18 protein-coding genes are annotated in these 14,640 nt (G+C 54.3%); all 18 read left to right on the top strand.

The window, feature by feature from the left end; translation table 11 throughout:
* Positions 1-1,113 (top strand): tRNA guanosine(34) transglycosylase Tgt, encoded by a 1,113-nt coding sequence (gene tgt / locus HNR45_RS06630; RefSeq protein WP_159823293.1) that lies wholly within the window; start codon positions 1-3, stop codon positions 1,111-1,113.
* Between the two features lie 87 nt (positions 1,114-1,200).
* Positions 1,201-1,536, top strand: coding sequence for a preprotein translocase subunit YajC (gene yajC, locus HNR45_RS06625; protein WP_024048222.1), 336 nt, complete (start codon positions 1,201-1,203; stop codon positions 1,534-1,536).
* Positions 1,529-2,101, top strand: a complete 573-nt coding sequence (locus HNR45_RS06620) for a 5-formyltetrahydrofolate cyclo-ligase (RefSeq protein ID WP_159823292.1) — start codon at positions 1,529-1,531, stop codon at positions 2,099-2,101. The genes yajC and HNR45_RS06620 overlap by 8 nt, the downstream gene beginning before the upstream one ends.
* Positions 2,102-2,124: 23 nt before the next feature.
* A complete protein-coding gene (gene secD / locus HNR45_RS06615; RefSeq protein ID WP_034440837.1) occupies positions 2,125-3,351 on the top strand; it encodes a protein translocase subunit SecD in 1,227 nt (408 codons plus the stop codon).
* Complete coding sequence (secF, locus tag HNR45_RS06610) at positions 3,348-4,259, top strand: protein translocase subunit SecF (protein ID WP_034440836.1); 912 nt, start codon at positions 3,348-3,350, stop codon at positions 4,257-4,259. The genes secD and secF overlap by 4 nt, the downstream gene beginning before the upstream one ends.
* Positions 4,260-4,541: 282 nt before the next feature.
* Positions 4,542-5,693: a GspE/PulE family protein gene (locus HNR45_RS06605; RefSeq protein ID WP_159823291.1), complete on the top strand. Its 1,152-nt coding sequence runs from the start codon at positions 4,542-4,544 to the stop codon at positions 5,691-5,693.
* Positions 5,683-6,717 (top strand): type IV pilus twitching motility protein PilT, encoded by a 1,035-nt coding sequence (locus HNR45_RS06600; protein WP_159823290.1) that lies wholly within the window; start codon positions 5,683-5,685, stop codon positions 6,715-6,717. Before HNR45_RS06605 ends, HNR45_RS06600 begins: the two co-directional genes overlap by 11 nt.
* The gene (locus tag HNR45_RS06595; RefSeq protein WP_159823289.1) at positions 6,687-7,874 is read left to right on the top strand and encodes a type II secretion system F family protein; all 1,188 of its coding nucleotides are present in this window, start codon (positions 6,687-6,689) and stop codon (positions 7,872-7,874) included. The genes HNR45_RS06600 and HNR45_RS06595 overlap by 31 nt, the downstream gene beginning before the upstream one ends.
* A 14-nt stretch (positions 7,875-7,888) precedes the next feature.
* Positions 7,889-8,272: a type II secretion system protein gene (locus HNR45_RS06590; RefSeq protein WP_024048120.1), complete on the top strand. Its 384-nt coding sequence runs from the start codon at positions 7,889-7,891 to the stop codon at positions 8,270-8,272.
* On the top strand, positions 8,269-8,901 hold the full coding sequence (locus tag HNR45_RS06585) for a prepilin peptidase (protein WP_159823288.1): 633 nt from the start codon (positions 8,269-8,271) through the stop codon (positions 8,899-8,901). Before HNR45_RS06590 ends, HNR45_RS06585 begins: the two co-directional genes overlap by 4 nt.
* Positions 8,894-9,358 (top strand): pilus assembly FimT family protein, encoded by a 465-nt coding sequence (locus HNR45_RS06580; RefSeq protein WP_024048122.1) that lies wholly within the window; start codon positions 8,894-8,896, stop codon positions 9,356-9,358. The genes HNR45_RS06585 and HNR45_RS06580 overlap by 8 nt, the downstream gene beginning before the upstream one ends.
* Entirely contained in the window at positions 9,355-9,726 is a 372-nt protein-coding gene (locus HNR45_RS06575; protein ID WP_159823287.1) for a type II secretion system protein, read from the top strand. Before HNR45_RS06580 ends, HNR45_RS06575 begins: the two co-directional genes overlap by 4 nt.
* The gene (locus HNR45_RS06570) at positions 9,719-10,240 is read left to right on the top strand and encodes a hypothetical protein (protein WP_159823286.1); all 522 of its coding nucleotides are present in this window, start codon (positions 9,719-9,721) and stop codon (positions 10,238-10,240) included. The genes HNR45_RS06575 and HNR45_RS06570 overlap by 8 nt, the downstream gene beginning before the upstream one ends.
* Positions 10,227-10,634: a hypothetical protein gene (locus tag HNR45_RS06565; RefSeq protein ID WP_159823285.1), complete on the top strand. Its 408-nt coding sequence runs from the start codon at positions 10,227-10,229 to the stop codon at positions 10,632-10,634. The genes HNR45_RS06570 and HNR45_RS06565 overlap by 14 nt, the downstream gene beginning before the upstream one ends.
* Complete coding sequence (locus HNR45_RS06560) at positions 10,601-11,920, top strand: hypothetical protein (protein WP_159823284.1); 1,320 nt, start codon at positions 10,601-10,603, stop codon at positions 11,918-11,920. Before HNR45_RS06565 ends, HNR45_RS06560 begins: the two co-directional genes overlap by 34 nt.
* On the top strand, positions 11,904-12,362 hold the full coding sequence (locus tag HNR45_RS06555) for a hypothetical protein (RefSeq protein ID WP_159823283.1): 459 nt from the start codon (positions 11,904-11,906) through the stop codon (positions 12,360-12,362). Before HNR45_RS06560 ends, HNR45_RS06555 begins: the two co-directional genes overlap by 17 nt.
* Positions 12,363-12,489: 127 nt before the next feature.
* Positions 12,490-13,452, top strand: coding sequence for a cation diffusion facilitator family transporter (locus tag HNR45_RS06550; protein ID WP_024048573.1), 963 nt, complete (start codon positions 12,490-12,492; stop codon positions 13,450-13,452).
* On the top strand, positions 13,449-14,516 hold the full coding sequence (locus tag HNR45_RS06545) for an ADP-ribosylglycohydrolase family protein (protein WP_159823282.1): 1,068 nt from the start codon (positions 13,449-13,451) through the stop codon (positions 14,514-14,516). Before HNR45_RS06550 ends, HNR45_RS06545 begins: the two co-directional genes overlap by 4 nt.
* Positions 14,517-14,640: the final 124 nt, after the last annotated feature.

Raw genomic sequence — 14,640 nt, 5'->3', positions numbered from 1 at the left:
ATGGCAGTTATTACCTATGAATTAGTGCATGAAGACGCGCAAACCGGCGCGCGCGCCGGCCGCATCCATACGCCGCACGGAAGTTTTGACACGCCGATGTTCATGCCGGTGGGCACGCAGGCGACGGTCAAAACATTGTCGCCGGAGGAAGTGGCGGAAACCGGCGCGGGTATTATTTTAAGCAACACGTATCATTTATTTTTGCGTCCCGGTACGGAATTGATTAAAGCGGCCGGGGGCCTGCATCAGTTTATGAAGTGGCCGCGCGCAATGCTCACCGACAGCGGCGGGTTCCAGGTGTTCAGCTTGGGCGCGATGCGCAAGATCAAAGAGGAAGGCGTGTATTTCCGTTCCCATATCGACGGATCCAAGCAATTTTTGTCGCCGGAAGTGGCGACGCGCGCGCAGATGGATCTCGGCGCGGATATCGCGATGGCCTTTGATGAATGCATCCCGTATCCGGCAGACTACGAGTACGCCAAACAGTCGACGGAACGCACGACGCGTTGGGCGAAACGTTGTCTGGAAGTGCATGAGCATCCGGCGCAAGGCATGTTCGGGATTATTCAGGGCGGCATGTATCGAGATCTGCGGGCGCAAAGCGCACGGGAGATCACGGCGCTTCCGTTTGACGGTTTCGCGATCGGCGGTTTAAGCGTGGGCGAGCCGCACGATCTGATGTATGAAATGCTGGACTACACGACGCATCTGATGCCGCGCGATAAGGCGCGCTACTTGATGGGCGTGGGCACGCCGGATTGCCTCGTGGAAGGAGTGGCGCGCGGCGTCGACATGTTCGACTGCGTCTATCCGACGCGCGTTGCGCGTAACGGCATGGCGATGTTGAAAACGGGTCGGCTGAATATTAAAAATAAACAGTTCGAGCGCGATTTTTCACCGTTGGACGCAGAATGCGACTGCTACGCGTGCCGCCACTATACGCGGGCGTACATTCGCCACTTGTATAAAGCGGAAGAAATTTTCGCGTTCCGTCTGCTTTCCGTGCACAATATCCATTTCCTGCAGCGTTTCATGCGCGGTTTGCGGGAAGCGATTTTGGAAGATCGGTTCGGCGATTTTCAGCGTGATTTTTGGGCGCAGTGGCAACGCTAGAAAAAGATGCGCGTAAGATTTTCGCAGAGCCTTTGAATATGATAAAATAAATAAGATAAGATACAATACGATTAAGGAGGTGCAAATGTGCAACAATTTATGCCGTTAATTAATGCCGCATGGCCGTTTTTATTGATGATCGCCATTTTTTATTTCTTACTGTATCGGCCGCAGCGACGGGAAAAGTCCGAGCGTAAGATGTTTTTAGAACGTCTCGGTCGCAACAGTAAGGTGATTACCGTCGGCGGCCTGTATGGTACTGTAAAGGCGATTAAAAACGAATGGGTCCTTTTACAGATCGCTCCGAAAGTGGAAATTAAAGTCGCCAAAGCGGCGATTCATAAATTCCAATCGGAAGAAGAAGAAGAACCGGTCGCTAAAGAAATCGAAGCAGAGCAGGAAGCGGCCAACCGTGATGCCTGAAATGACAGCGGCGCAAGCGCAGAAAAAAGCGTTGCGCCGTCCTCTTTTGGAACAACGGCATCACTTTGAGCCCGCTTTAGTCAGCCGCGCTATTTGTGAGCGCATCACGGCGTCCGCGATGTTTCGCGACGCGAACGTTATTTTCGGGTATTTGGCGATGCCGCAGGAAATCAATATTGATCCGGTGCTCCGCGCCGCGCTCGCCGAAGGGAAAACCGTCGCCGTGCCGAAACTCACGGCCACGCTCGGCATCATGGACGCGGTCGAGCTGACTTCATGGGATAATTTGGCGCTGAACCGCTGGGAGATTCGCGAACCGCGCGACACCGCGGTGATCGATCCGAGTGAATTCGACTTGGTGTTAGCTCCCGGCTTGGCATTCACACGCAACGGAGCGCGCCTGGGCATGGGCGGCGGTTACTATGACCGCTGGCTGGTACATACAAATGCAAAGACACTCGGTATTTGCGCCGAGGCCTTTCTCGTCACGCAGATTCCGCTTACGCCGAATGACGTAACGGTAGATGCGGTAGTCACGGAGACCGCCTGGTACACCGCGAGGTGACCGGCGGGGAGGGAGAATAAGTTTTGCGTATCAATGAGTTGTTAAAATTTTTATTGGCGATCGCTGTCATCATCGGCCTCTTTGTTTTCAAAGTAGGCGATTTGGCGGGATCGATCAAACAGGGCTTGGATCTGCAAGGCGGCACGCATATCGTGCTGGAAGCGAAAGACATGCCCGAACACGTCGTTACCGATCAGGACGTGGAACAGGTCGTCAAGATCATGGAACGTCGTATCAATGAAATGGGTTTGACCGAACCGATCATTCAGCGTGAAGGTTCGCGCCGTATCATCATCGAACTGCCGGGCGAACGCGATCCGGAACAGGCGATCAAAACGATCGGCAAGACGGCGATTCTGCAGTTCAAAGACGAGGACGGCAATGTCCGCCTTTCGGGGGAAGACCTGGCAACCGCGAAAGAAGAATTGGGACAGGGAAACAAACCTTTAGTCGCCATCGAATTCAATGATCAGGGCGCGAAAAAATTCGGTGACCTGACGACGCAGAATGTCGGTCGTCATATCGCGATCGTATTGGACGGCGAAGTTCTGACGAATCCGGTCGTGAACGAACCGATTTTAGGCGGTAAAGCGGTCATCACCGGTAACCGTTCGCTGGAAGAAGCCAAAGACTTGGCGATTCTTTTGCGCAGCGGCGCGTTGCCGGTTAAAGTCGACGTTATGGAAGTTCGCACCGTCGGACCGTCGCTCGGTCAGGACTCCAAAGATAAGAGCGTCATGGCCTTCGCGATCGGCCTTTCGTTGATTACGCTCTTCATGCTTTTGATTTATCGCGTGAACGGGTTTATCGCCAATGTGGCGTTGCTCGTCTATGTTTTGCTGTTGCTTTTGATTTTAAAATTACTGCATGCGACACTGACCTTGCCGGGCATCGCGGGTATCATTCTTTCCATTGGTATGGCGGTCGATGCGAATATCTTGATTTTCGAACGCTTTAAGGAAGAAATCGCAGCCGGCAAAGTATTGCGCTTGGCGATTCAGGCCGGTTTCAAACGCGCGTTCGCGACGATTTTCGACGCGAACATGACGGTTATGATTACCGCATTGATTCTGTTTGTTTTAGGCAGCGGCACGATTAAAGGTTTCGCGATTACGCTCGGCTTGGGCGTACTCGTCAGTATGTTCACGGCGATTACCGTCAGTCGAACGTTGCTGATGATGCTCATCAACGCCAATATTGTGCATAATCCCTGGCTTTTCGGAGCGCGGAAAGGGGGCTATGCCAAATGAATTGGAAGTGGAACTTAGTCAGCTATCGTAAAATTTGGTTTACGTTCTCGACGCTGCTTGTCATTCCGTGCATCATTGCGATCGCGGTCTTCGGCTTCAACTGGGGCATCGATTTCACCGGCGGCACGATTATCGACTTGAATTTCGCGCAGAACGTGACCGTCGCGCAAGTGCGTGAGGCGGTTACCGATGACGGTCTCGGCGCCAGCACGATCCAGCTTTCCGGCAATGTCGACGGCGAATCGGGTCACGAGGTAATGATTCGCACGCATAACCTGTCGGCGGAAGAAACGAATACGGTCGTAGCTCATGTGCAACAAAAATTGGGCGATGTCGATGTGAAACGTATCGAATCGGTCGGCGCGGTCATCGGTTCGGAAGTGACCGAACACGCGCTGATCAATTTGCTGGTCGCTTTCGCCGCGTTGATCGCGTACATCTCCTATCGTTTTGAATACCGGATCGGCATTTCCTGTATCATCGCGATTACGCACGATATCTTAGTAGTGCTCGGCACGTTCGCATTGTTCCATTTGGAAATTGACGCGTCGTTCCTGGCGGCGATTTTGACGGTCATCGGTTACTCGATGAACGAATCGGTCGTTATTTTCGACCGTGTCCGCGAAAACTTGCGCACGCATCGCAAAACGGATTCGTATGAAACGCTCGCGAACGACAGTATTAAGCAAAGTATTACGCGCAGTTTCTACACATTGACGACCGTTTTGTTCGCGGTCGGCTCGCTGTACTTCTTCGGCGGCGAAACCACGAAAAACTTCGCGCTGGTCATGCTGGTGGGCTTCATCAGCGGCGCGTATTCGTCACTGTGCATCGCTACCTCGCTGTGGGTGGTATGGCGCAATTATGACGGCAAAAAACATCACAGCGTACGCACGAAAAACGCGTAACGTGAAAAAAATCCCGGGTTTCCGGGATTTTTTTATTGCGTAAAACTTGATAAATAAAACAGGGAAATGAAAAAAACTTTTCGCCGTGCTTTTTCTCATGCTGTTGAGCGCGGCCGTATAAAATTGAAAAAGACGCCCTCGGGCGTCTTTTTTAGTTCGTAGGACAGTGGCGCAAAGCGCAGCCGCCGCCGCAAAATTTACTTGACTTTTGATATTTGCAAGCATAGTATAAAAAACGTAATACATAAAAATTTATGTTGCGAATAAAGGAGCAGCGACGACATGACGGCGCAGGAGATGGCAACACCCAAGACAGCGGTGCACGCATTATTGACGCAAGCCGTGGTTGCCGGCGCGAGCGATGTGCACTTTGAGCCGCAAGAGAACGAGCTGCGCGTGCGTTTTCGCATTCACGGCAAGCTTTGGGAAACAACGCAACTCCCCGGGACTTTTGCGCCCTCGGTGGCGAATTATATCAAAGCGCTGGCACATATGAATATGGCGGAAAAGCGATTGCCCTTAGACGGCAGTTGCACTTTTGAAACCGGTAACAGGAAATATGATTTACGTATTTCCTCGTTACCGGTTTTTTATGGTGAAAAAATAGTGGTCAGAATTTTAGGCAATCCGCTGTTTGTTCCGCAACTGGAAAGGCTCGGTCTGTTGCCGGCGGCGCAATCGCTGTTGGTTCGCGAATTGCGACGCAGCGCGGGATTGATTGTGGTTGCCGGCGCAACCGGAACGGGCAAAAGCACCACGCTGGCGGCGGCGCTCGCTTTTTTGAATGACAGCGCGCGCAATTTGGTCTCGATTGAAGATCCGATTGAATATCATTTGTCCGGCGTGAATCAGGTGCAGGTGAATGAACAAAGCGGACTCACATTCGCCAAAGGACTGCGCAGTATTTTACGCCAAGATCCCGATGTGATCGCCGTCGGCGAAATCCGCGACCGCGAAACGGCGGAAATCGCGATTCGCGCGGCGCTGACGGGGCACTTGGTGTTGTCCTCGATGCACGCCAATACGGCGGCGGAAATACCGTTGCGTTTTGTAGAAATGGGAATCGCGCCGTATCTTGTGGCGGCGTCGCTGACATTGGTGATTTCGCAACGTTTGCTGCGCCTTTTATGTCCCGCGTGCAAACAACCTTACCGCGGCGTTACGCCATGGGCTGACGGCAGCACCGATAACGCTTTGTTTACGCGCGGCGGTTGCGAGCAATGTCACGCGACCGGATATGCCGGACGGACGGGTATTTTTGAAATGTTGCCGGTGGATGAGCGCATTAAAAATCAACTGGCCTTGCCGGAAGGTGTTCCGAGGTTACGTTCGTTGTGCGGCAGTCTGACGCGCTTTCCACTCGTGGAGCAGGTTCGCGAACGGATCGCGAAAGGTGAAGTAGGCGTAGAGGAGGCGGCTTTTTTTGCGAGCTGATTGGCAGGCCGATTGGTTGGTTCAGGCATTGCAACGCCAGGCGAGTGATATTCATTTGACGCCGGGAGAGCCGATTTATTATCGGCGGGAAGGACGACTGGAAAACAGCGGAGAGATCCTCAGCGAGGCGGCGTGGGATGCCTGGTGCGTTCATTTTTTAACAGCTGACGAGCAAACCATCCTGCGCTCCGAACGTCATCTTGATATTGTTTGCCGTGAAAATCGACCGTTGCGTTTTTCTTTCTTTTTCGCCGGCGGCAAACTTTGCGCCGGTGTGCGCATTTTGTACGGTTTGGACGATTTACCGAAGGATCCCGATCCGGCGCTTTTGGCGGATGCCGCCGCGTTAAATGAGGGCTTGGTGCTGATCGGCGGCGCGACCGGAAGCGGCAAAACGACGGCGTTATTGCATGTTTTGGCGCAGATGAATGAACGGTTTTCGCGGCACGTGATTACGCTGGAAGATCCGCCGGAATTATATTTACCCGCCGGCCGTTGCCTGATTCGTCAACGCGCAGTCGGTACTGACGTGGCGGATTTCACGAGCGGCGTGTGGGAAGCGTTACGAGCTGACCCGGATGTGTTGGTCATCGGTGAATTGCGTCATCCGGAGACGATTCACGCGGCATTGACGGCGGCGGAAACCGGCCATCTCGTGTTGGCCACCGTACACAGCGCAACATTGCCCGCCATGATCGGGCGGATGGTGCACGCGTTTCCCGCGGCGGCGCAAACGCAAGTGCGTTACCAAATCGCCGCGACATTGCGGCTGGCTGTCGCGCAGCGTCTGTTGCCGGTCGGCGCGCGCCGCGTATTATTGCGTTCGTACGCGTGGTGGACACCGGCTTTGTCACGTCTGGTGCGTGACGGCAAAGAGGCGCAACTGAACGGTTATTTACAAACGGGCGGTGTGCAGGCGCAAACATTTACGCAAGCGCTGCAACGCGCGCGGCAAATGCTTTCCGACGACGAAAAAGACGATCTTGAGGAGCAATGGCGGCAATGCAGCGATACCACTATATAGCATTGGATGAGGCGCAACATTTGCGGCGCACTGGCTGGATTGAAAGCACTTCTGAATCTGACGCGGCGGCGTTGCTGCGGGCGCGTTCCTGGTATGTGGTTCGTTTGCGCCGCGGCAATGCATGGGAACAAATTTCGCAACGAAAACTCGGAGCTCGCACCTTGGCGCTTTTTACCCAACAGTGGGCGACATTGTTGCGCGCCGGGATTGACGTGTTGACGGCGCTGCGCTTGCTGAGTGAAACGGGTCCGCCCCGCCTGCAACAAGCGCTGACCGATGTCAGCGCGGCGGTGGAGACGGGAGAGACGTTGCGGGAGGCCTTGCAAACGGCGCGTGCTTTCCCGCCGTTACTGATCGCGCTGGTAGAAGCGGGCGAAGCGGCCGGCGTGCTGGCGGAAAATTTAACATACGCTTCGCTTTACTACCGCAATCAATTAAAACTGCAGCGCTTGCGTCGGGAGGCGTACAGCTATCCGCTGTTGGTGATGCTGGCGGGTCTGCTGGTCGGCGGGATTTCCGTGATTTGGATTTTGCCAACTTTCGCGAACCTGTTCGCCGATCTCGGCGCGCAACCTTCGGCGGTGACGCAAACGGTACTAACGACGGCGCAATGGTTTCATTCGCATGTGCTTTTGATCGCGCTCGCGCTGTTTTTGGCTTTGGGCGCGATCGTCGCGCTGTCCATGACGCCGACCGGACGAATGGTTGTCGCCCGTCAAGCGGATCGTTTTACTTTGTTTCGCGCGCCGATGTACGCGCGCATGGCGCAGGTACAGGCGCTTTTGTTAAAGAGCGGTTTGGATCTCGCGGAGACATTGCGGCTGACGGCGGCGGTCACCAATCCGCTATATCGGGAACGCTTGCTTACCGCTCGCGCCGCTGTGCGCAACGGTCGCGCGTTGGAGACGGCGCTGCAAGCGGCGGACATCACCGGGCCGGTGTATCTTCACATGGTGCGCGTGGGTACGGAAAGCGGACGTTTGGAGGAACTCTTGGCGGAGACGGCCGCGTATTACGAAGAGGAAAGCGCGCGCAGCTGGGAGCAACTGAAAACATGGTTAGGACCGTTGCTTTTGTTGGCGACGGGATTGTGGGTAGGATTTTTGATGTACAGTATCTTGCTGCCGATTATCGATGTGGTAACGGCTCCGATGTAGAAAGGATGATTTTCATGCAAAGAACGAAACAACGCAAACATGCCGGTTTTACTTTGATCGAACTGTTAATTGTAATTGCTATCATCGGGATTTTGGCGACGGTTGTTATACCGAAATTCGGCGGCGCGGCGGATCGCGCCAAAGTGGCGAAGATTCAAGCGGATTTGCACAGTGTCGGAACGGCGGTGGCGATGTACCAGGTGGACACGGGCAAATACCCGAGCTCCCTGGACGAATTGGTAAATACGACGGACGCCTCGAAAGGATACTTGGAAGCGGTTCCAAAAGCGCCGGATAATGAAAGCTACGACACGAGCAAATTGGCGACGAAGGGAGAAGTCACTTACAGCTATAAAGGCACGACATACTCCTCGCACGGCGGACCGAGCGGCAAATGACGCTGACCGCGGTCGGCGTTTTGTTGTGGCCCTGCATCGCGGGACCCTGCATATGGCGTTGGGCGGAAGCGTATCGGCGGCGCTATGCCGCGGAGTGGGCCGAGCCTTTTACGCCGCGTCGCGGGTTAACGCGCGCGGAATGGTGCTTCGGCTTTTTCGCGGCACTGAGCCTACTGCCCGGTCTGAATGACGGGCGTTCGCTCATCGGTACATTGGTATTGTGCGGATTGAGTCTGCTTGCCGCGCTTTGTGACGCGCGCTATGGCGTGTTGCCGAGGCGCCTTTCGCTTTTGCTTTTTCTGGCAGGAAGCGCGGAAAGCATCGCGGCGGGACATTTTCTGAGCGCATTAATGGCAAGCCTTTTGGCAGTTGTAGTGGCCGGTGTTTTATACGGACTCGCGCGCGGCGGCATGGGGCAGGGCGACATTTGGTATTACGCGGCGCTCGCGACTTGGCTGTCGCCGTTGCAAACGTTGTTGCTCTTGTGGCTGGCGGCGCTTTTGGGAGCGTGCTTCGGCATCCTTTCCCGCGGGTTTTTTCCCCGCTGTCAGGCGATTCCGTTCGGACCTTTTTTGACGTTGGCGGTCGGTTTAACGACACCGGTAGGAAGTTGGCTGGGTTATGGATAAACAATCAAACCGCGGTTATTTGCTTTGGGAAATGCTGGTGGCGATCGCTTTAGTGGGAATATTTACCGCCTGGTCCGCCGTGCAGTATGCGGCGTTTCAGGATCGACAGGCTTTATTGCGAGCGACCTCGGCGCTTTGCGCCGCCATCCATCAGACGCAAGCGCTCGCGCAACAAAATCGCGGCGCACAAAGCAACATGCCGACCCTGCATCTCAATGTCGATCATCGCCCGGCGATGTACTACGTAACGGCGCGAAATACGTTGATCGGTCAACGTGCCGCCTTGCCGGAGGGCATTACATTTAGCGCGGGGCAGTCCAAGCTGGTGCAGTTTCAAAGTAACGGTCGACCGATGCAAAGTTACCGCGGGAATTACCAAATCGTGTTGGAAAATCGTCATCATGAACGCAAAAGGATTATTATCAGCGCACAGACAGGACGGGTACGCGTGCAATGAACATGAAATCGCGAGGCTTTATTTTTCCGGAAGTTCTTTTCTTGATTCTGATTATGACGGTGGTCGGCGGAACGCTCGCCGCCACCGTTTTGGGCGCGGTGCATAACGCGGCCGGCGGGCGGGAGCAAACGGAGCGGGCGGCGCTGTTGCAGGAGACGGCGGAAAAATTGAAATACGCCTACCTGGTCGATGGCGTGCCCGCCGGCTACAGTATTACCAAAGAATACAATGCGCATCACTTTACGATTGATGTAGCCGGCACAGAGGCGGCGGAACCGGGCGTTTACGGCTATGAAATCACGGTCAGCGGCTCACGAGGCGCGGATGCGGTGACGATTTGGCTGCCGCGAGGAAACACACATGCGTAAACACGCTGGCTATATTCTTTGGGAGCTTTTGCTGGCCCTGTTGCTCTGCGGCCTGTTGAGCGCGGCATTGGCGCCGCGGGTGCGCGCTGTGCTGCAAACCTTTCAGCGACTCGGGACGGAACTCAAAATCAGTGAGGACAGCCGGTTTATTTTGGGAACGCTGGACAGCTATTTGTGGTCCGGCACGTCGCAAACAAGACCTGGGCGGAAGAATCAATACGTTTTTGTGACGCCGAATCATTTACGACACGCTTTTTACGCGAGCGGCGCGCTTTATCTGGAATTAAAAAACGGGCAGCGTCAACCGATGACGGAAGCGGGCGACGGCACGGCCAATCGACCGCGATTTCTTCCGGGCAAAGAAGACGGTGACAAAATGTTTACGGTAGACGACCAAGGTCTTGTGACGGCGCAATTTACCTGGGTATACGGAGCGCGTCAACAGACGTACAGTACGGCGGTTTTGCCATATGCGCAATGGTACCGCGTAGGAGAGACCTATGTCGTGCGCTGAATCGCACCGCGGCAGCGTGCTCCTTTGGTGGTGTGTCGCGTTGTGCGGACTGCTGACGCTTGCCGGACTTGTGTTGCAGCAGTCGGCGGCGGTGCGTACGGCGAGCGCGTATACCGTGACGGGCCTGCAAACTCGCTACGTCGCGGAAAGCGGGCTGAACTGGGCGCTCGGACGTTGCGCCGCTCAAGGACTGCCTGACAATGTAATGACGAAAGAGCTGGCGGTTCGCGACGGCTATCAAAATCGCGTGACGATGGATCCGCAAGGCACGCGGGCGACAATCACCAGCGTCGCCGTGCACGATGCGGAACGAATCACGCTTGTCATTAAAATCAACTGCGTACCGAAAGGAGAAGGCAAATGGGAAATTGGCGTCAGCGAATGCAAAAGCTGACCGACGCGGGCAAACAAATATTTGCCTCCTCGCCGTTGCCGTTTTTGGCTTGGGAAGGTGACGGTTTATTGTGCGTGCGGGAAAAAGCAAGCGGACCGGCGCAGTGGATTTGGTTGCCGCATGCCGCCGATGATTTGGCAAAAACGCGCCGGGTGCTGACGGAAATATGGCATGTGCCGTTGCATACGGTAGTGATGACGGCATCCCCCGCGGCGGTACGGTATAAAACGGTGGCAATGGGAGCGCTCAATGAACGCGAGTTGCGAGAAATGCTGCGCTGGGAAGGCGAACGTTTCTTTCCGGATGTAGTGGCTCCATGGATCGGTACGCGTTCGGTTCCGTTGACAGAGGAGCGCGTTCGTGTCCTGATGGCGGCGCTGACGTCTGACGCGGCGCCCGACGAGCGCTTGGCGGCATTGGGCGTAGAATGCGTGATCACGGTTCCGGAAGTCGTCGCGCTGGGGGACGCATTGGCGGAGTCCACGGGAGCAGTTTACTGCGCCGCGTCCCAAATGTTGGCGGAGTATCGGGAGCGCGTGTGGACGGATTGGCGGCTACATACGATTGACGTAACGCATTCGGACGCGGGGTCGGAAGATGAAGCCATCTACGTGCATGGCTCGGCCGCGCCGAGTGATGTCGGCGCGACCCGACCTTGGCCCGCGACCATTCCCGCGGAACTGCTCGGGGATACGCCTTCGCCATGGCGTGATGCCGCGTACCTGCCGGCAGCTGCCGCGCGGGCGGCGCAACGACCGGAGAATGCCGCGCTTTGCCAAACGATTCGTTTAGAAAATCACGCGCCGCAACCCGCGCCGTCTTGGTTTCGACCCGTGTTGGCGGGAAGCCTTTGCATTCTGGCGTTCGCGTTCGGGTATGCGGCGTTTCATTACGCCATGTATCAAAAAGAAATGAGCGCGTTACAAAACGAAACGACGGTCGCTCAACTGTCGGCATTGCGCACACAGGCAGCCGCGTATCAGACGGCAGTACACGATCGGCAAGAACATGAGCGAACGCGCCTAACGGCAAGCAAACTGTTGCTCGTGATTTGCGATTCCTGCCCCGCCGATGTGACGCTGACGGAAATTCGCACGGAAAATGAAGACATTATTGTCACCGGAAATTTCCAGTCGGGCGCGCCCTTACATGATTGGAGCGAATATTTAAGCGCTCGTCTGGAACGACCGGTACGAAGTAAAATCGATCGTCATGTAGCGGCAGCGCATACCTTTACGCTGTGGCTCGGTCATGCGGAGGAGGAAGCTAATGCCATCCGTCACTAAATATCCTTTGCTGCTGTTGGCGGCACTCTGGTTATTGACTGTTGTCGCGTTCGGCGGCGGATACCACTGGCAAGCTCGGACCGCGGACGCTATCCGAGCAGAAGCGGCGCAGGCGCATGAAATCAAACGACTGACAGCCCAACTGGCACAACAGGAACAATATCAAAACGAAGCCGCCCGAATAATCGACTGGGAAGCGGACGCGAACCGGGCGCACGTGCAAATGGAAAGCAGCGAAGAGATTCCTTCTGCGGACGAGACCAAACAATGGAAGATGACATTGGTCGGCGATTATTTTCATCTGCTGGAATTATTTGCCGCATGGGAAGGCCACCCGCATGCGACGGAAATCACGCTGATGAAAATGACGCCGCTCAGTCCATCGGTTTGTCGCGCGGAAATTCTCGTTCGTCAAACCGCACCCGTAAAAAACTCACATTGAATTCTTTAGGAAAATTAAACGCAAGAAATTAAATAGATGTAGTATAATATAAGGAAACGGTGAAAAATACTATTTATTTATATTAAACACTTGTGAACAGATTTTACAGGAAGGATTTACACTATTTATGGAAACGAGTTTAACGGCGGAACAACGTTACGCGACAGAGCAACGCTTACTTTGGCAGTCGGCGGGTCTGATGGGACTGATTGCCGTCGCGGCGACCTGGTTCGGCCTGCTTACGAACTCGCATGCGATCTTGATTGACGGGATTTTCTCGTTTGTGGCAGTCATTATTAAGATTTTAATGATCATGACTTCGCGTCTGACAACGCGGGAATCGAGCAAAAAATTTCAATTCGGATATTGGCAGTTTGAACCGCTCGTGCTTGCGGCAGAAGGCGGCTTCACGCTGATCATTGTTGTCTACGCGTTTTTGAACGGCATGATCAGTCTTTTCAGCGGCGGCAATGCAATGAACTTCGGCTTGGCGATTATTTACGCCTTAACGTTTACGTTCGCCAATATGGGGTATTATCTCTATGTGCATCGGGTAAATCGGAAACTGAAATCCAGCCTGATTCATTTTGATAATATGAGTTGGCTCGTCGATGCCTGTTTCGCCGCCAGTTTGTTTATCAGTTTCGGCTTGGCCTACTTGCTTGAACGAACGCAATATGCGCATTACGGGGTATTCGTCGACCCGGTGATCCTAATTATTTTGTCATTGACCATGATGCCTGTCGCGCTCAATATTTTGGGACCTGCGGTAAGTCAGGTACTCGGCATGGCGCCGGAAGGTTTACATGAAAAAGTTCATGAAGTGATGGACGATTTCATGGTCCGCTACCGTTTTAAGGACTACGTGAGTTCCGTGCAACGGTACGGCAAAATCGCCTTTATCGATATCGATATTTTAATTCCGAAAAGTTACCCGATCCAGGAGGTGGGAGATCTCGACCGTATTCGTGATGAGATTGATAAGGCCCTGGGCGGTAAATCAGTACGCAAGTGGTTGACCATTACCTTTACTACCAGCCGTCGTTGGATGGCGCAAGATTATGAGCTGTTGGAGGAGGAAGACGAATGAGTACTGTACCGTTTCGCGATATCCTGCTCGCCGGCGCCGCCGGAGATGCGATTGGCTACGTTGTTGAATTTGACGACGTGGAAACAATCAAAGAAAGCTACGGTCCGCACGGTTTGCGCGGCCCTTTGAGCTTAGACGGCTCGGGTGAATGGTTGATTTCCGACGACACGCAGATGACGCTTTTTACCATTGACGGCATCTTCTGGTCACGACAGCGCGGGGATGCTTTGACGAAAGGTCTCTACCGTTCGTACATGCGCTGGTACTACATGCAAACGGGAGAAGAACCTCGGCGCGGGCAAAAAAGCTGGCTCAAAAAACAACCTTACGAAACGACGTATAATTTAGCGAAAGATCATCGTTTGCAAGAGCGGCGTCATCCCGGTATGACCTGCCTTACGGCATTGCGTGATCCGGCGGACCGCGGCGTGACGCAGCCCCTTAACGACAGCAAGGGTTGCGGCGGTATCATGCGTGTGGCGCCGATCGGTTTATATTTTCACGGCGATCCGGAAGCCGCTTATGAGAACGGCTGCGCTTGCGCCGCGATTACCCACTCGCACCCGTCGGGATATATCGCCGCCGGTGCGATGGCGTCGTACCTGGCCTTGCTTTGCGACGGACATACGTTGCGGCAGGCGGGAAAAGTCGTCAAGGAAATGTTGCGCGTAAAAGAAAACGCAGACGAAGTATATGATGCTATCGTGGCTGCGGAAAAAGCAGCGGCTAAAGTACCTGCATTGCGTAAAAAAGCCGGAGCCGATGATTGGTGGTACTATTTGCCGGGACTGGAAGCGCTCGGTGAAGGTTTCGTGGCCGAAGAAACTTTGGCGATTGCATTGTATTGCGCATTGGCTTACTCCGGTTCGCGATATGCCGTGTTGGCAGCGCTGAATCACGGCGGTGATTCGGATTCAACAGCCGGCATTTGCGCGCAATTGGTCACGGCGGAAGCCGGACGCAATCGGATTCCGGAAGAATGGTTGGAGCATTTGGAATGTCGTGATATTATCATCGACATGGCCGATCGACTGGAAAAAATAAGTTTTGAAGAAAAGGCTTGACACCAAGAAAAAGAGATGCTATCATAATCAAGTCGCACGAAGCGACACGGTTCTTTGAAAACTGAACAATGCAATGAATTAACGCCAATGTGCGGGTCTGAATATTCAGACCCGAGTCAATTAC

Source organism: Negativicoccus succinicivorans (genome assembly GCF_014207605.1).
Taxonomy (GTDB): domain Bacteria; phylum Bacillota; class Negativicutes; order Veillonellales; family Negativicoccaceae; genus Negativicoccus; species Negativicoccus succinicivorans.
The sequence above is the reverse complement of the archived record's forward strand: the minus strand, read 5'-3'. Positions and strand labels throughout refer to the sequence as shown.

Coding starts and splice junctions, on each gene's coding strand:
- HNR45_RS06550 (WP_024048573.1), top strand. CDS start 12,490: ATGGAAACGAGTTTAACGGCGGAACAACGTTACGCGACAGAGCAACGC.
- HNR45_RS06580 (WP_024048122.1), top strand. CDS start 8,894: ATGGATAAACAATCAAACCGCGGTTATTTGCTTTGGGAAATGCTGGTG.
- HNR45_RS06595 (WP_159823289.1), top strand. CDS start 6,687: ATGGCGGCAATGCAGCGATACCACTATATAGCATTGGATGAGGCGCAA.
- HNR45_RS06545 (WP_159823282.1), top strand. CDS start 13,449: ATGAGTACTGTACCGTTTCGCGATATCCTGCTCGCCGGCGCCGCCGGA.
- HNR45_RS06565 (WP_159823285.1), top strand. CDS start 10,227: ATGTCGTGCGCTGAATCGCACCGCGGCAGCGTGCTCCTTTGGTGGTGT.
- HNR45_RS06585 (WP_159823288.1), top strand. CDS start 8,269: ATGACGCTGACCGCGGTCGGCGTTTTGTTGTGGCCCTGCATCGCGGGA.
- HNR45_RS06590 (WP_024048120.1), top strand. CDS start 7,889: ATGCAAAGAACGAAACAACGCAAACATGCCGGTTTTACTTTGATCGAA.
- HNR45_RS06605 (WP_159823291.1), top strand. CDS start 4,542: ATGACGGCGCAGGAGATGGCAACACCCAAGACAGCGGTGCACGCATTA.
- secF (WP_034440836.1), top strand. CDS start 3,348: ATGAATTGGAAGTGGAACTTAGTCAGCTATCGTAAAATTTGGTTTACG.
- HNR45_RS06570 (WP_159823286.1), top strand. CDS start 9,719: ATGCGTAAACACGCTGGCTATATTCTTTGGGAGCTTTTGCTGGCCCTG.
- HNR45_RS06575 (WP_159823287.1), top strand. CDS start 9,355: ATGAACATGAAATCGCGAGGCTTTATTTTTCCGGAAGTTCTTTTCTTG.
- HNR45_RS06620 (WP_159823292.1), top strand. CDS start 1,529: ATGCCTGAAATGACAGCGGCGCAAGCGCAGAAAAAAGCGTTGCGCCGT.
- tgt (WP_159823293.1), top strand. CDS start 1: ATGGCAGTTATTACCTATGAATTAGTGCATGAAGACGCGCAAACCGGC.
- HNR45_RS06560 (WP_159823284.1), top strand. CDS start 10,601: ATGGGAAATTGGCGTCAGCGAATGCAAAAGCTGACCGACGCGGGCAAA.
- HNR45_RS06555 (WP_159823283.1), top strand. CDS start 11,904: ATGCCATCCGTCACTAAATATCCTTTGCTGCTGTTGGCGGCACTCTGG.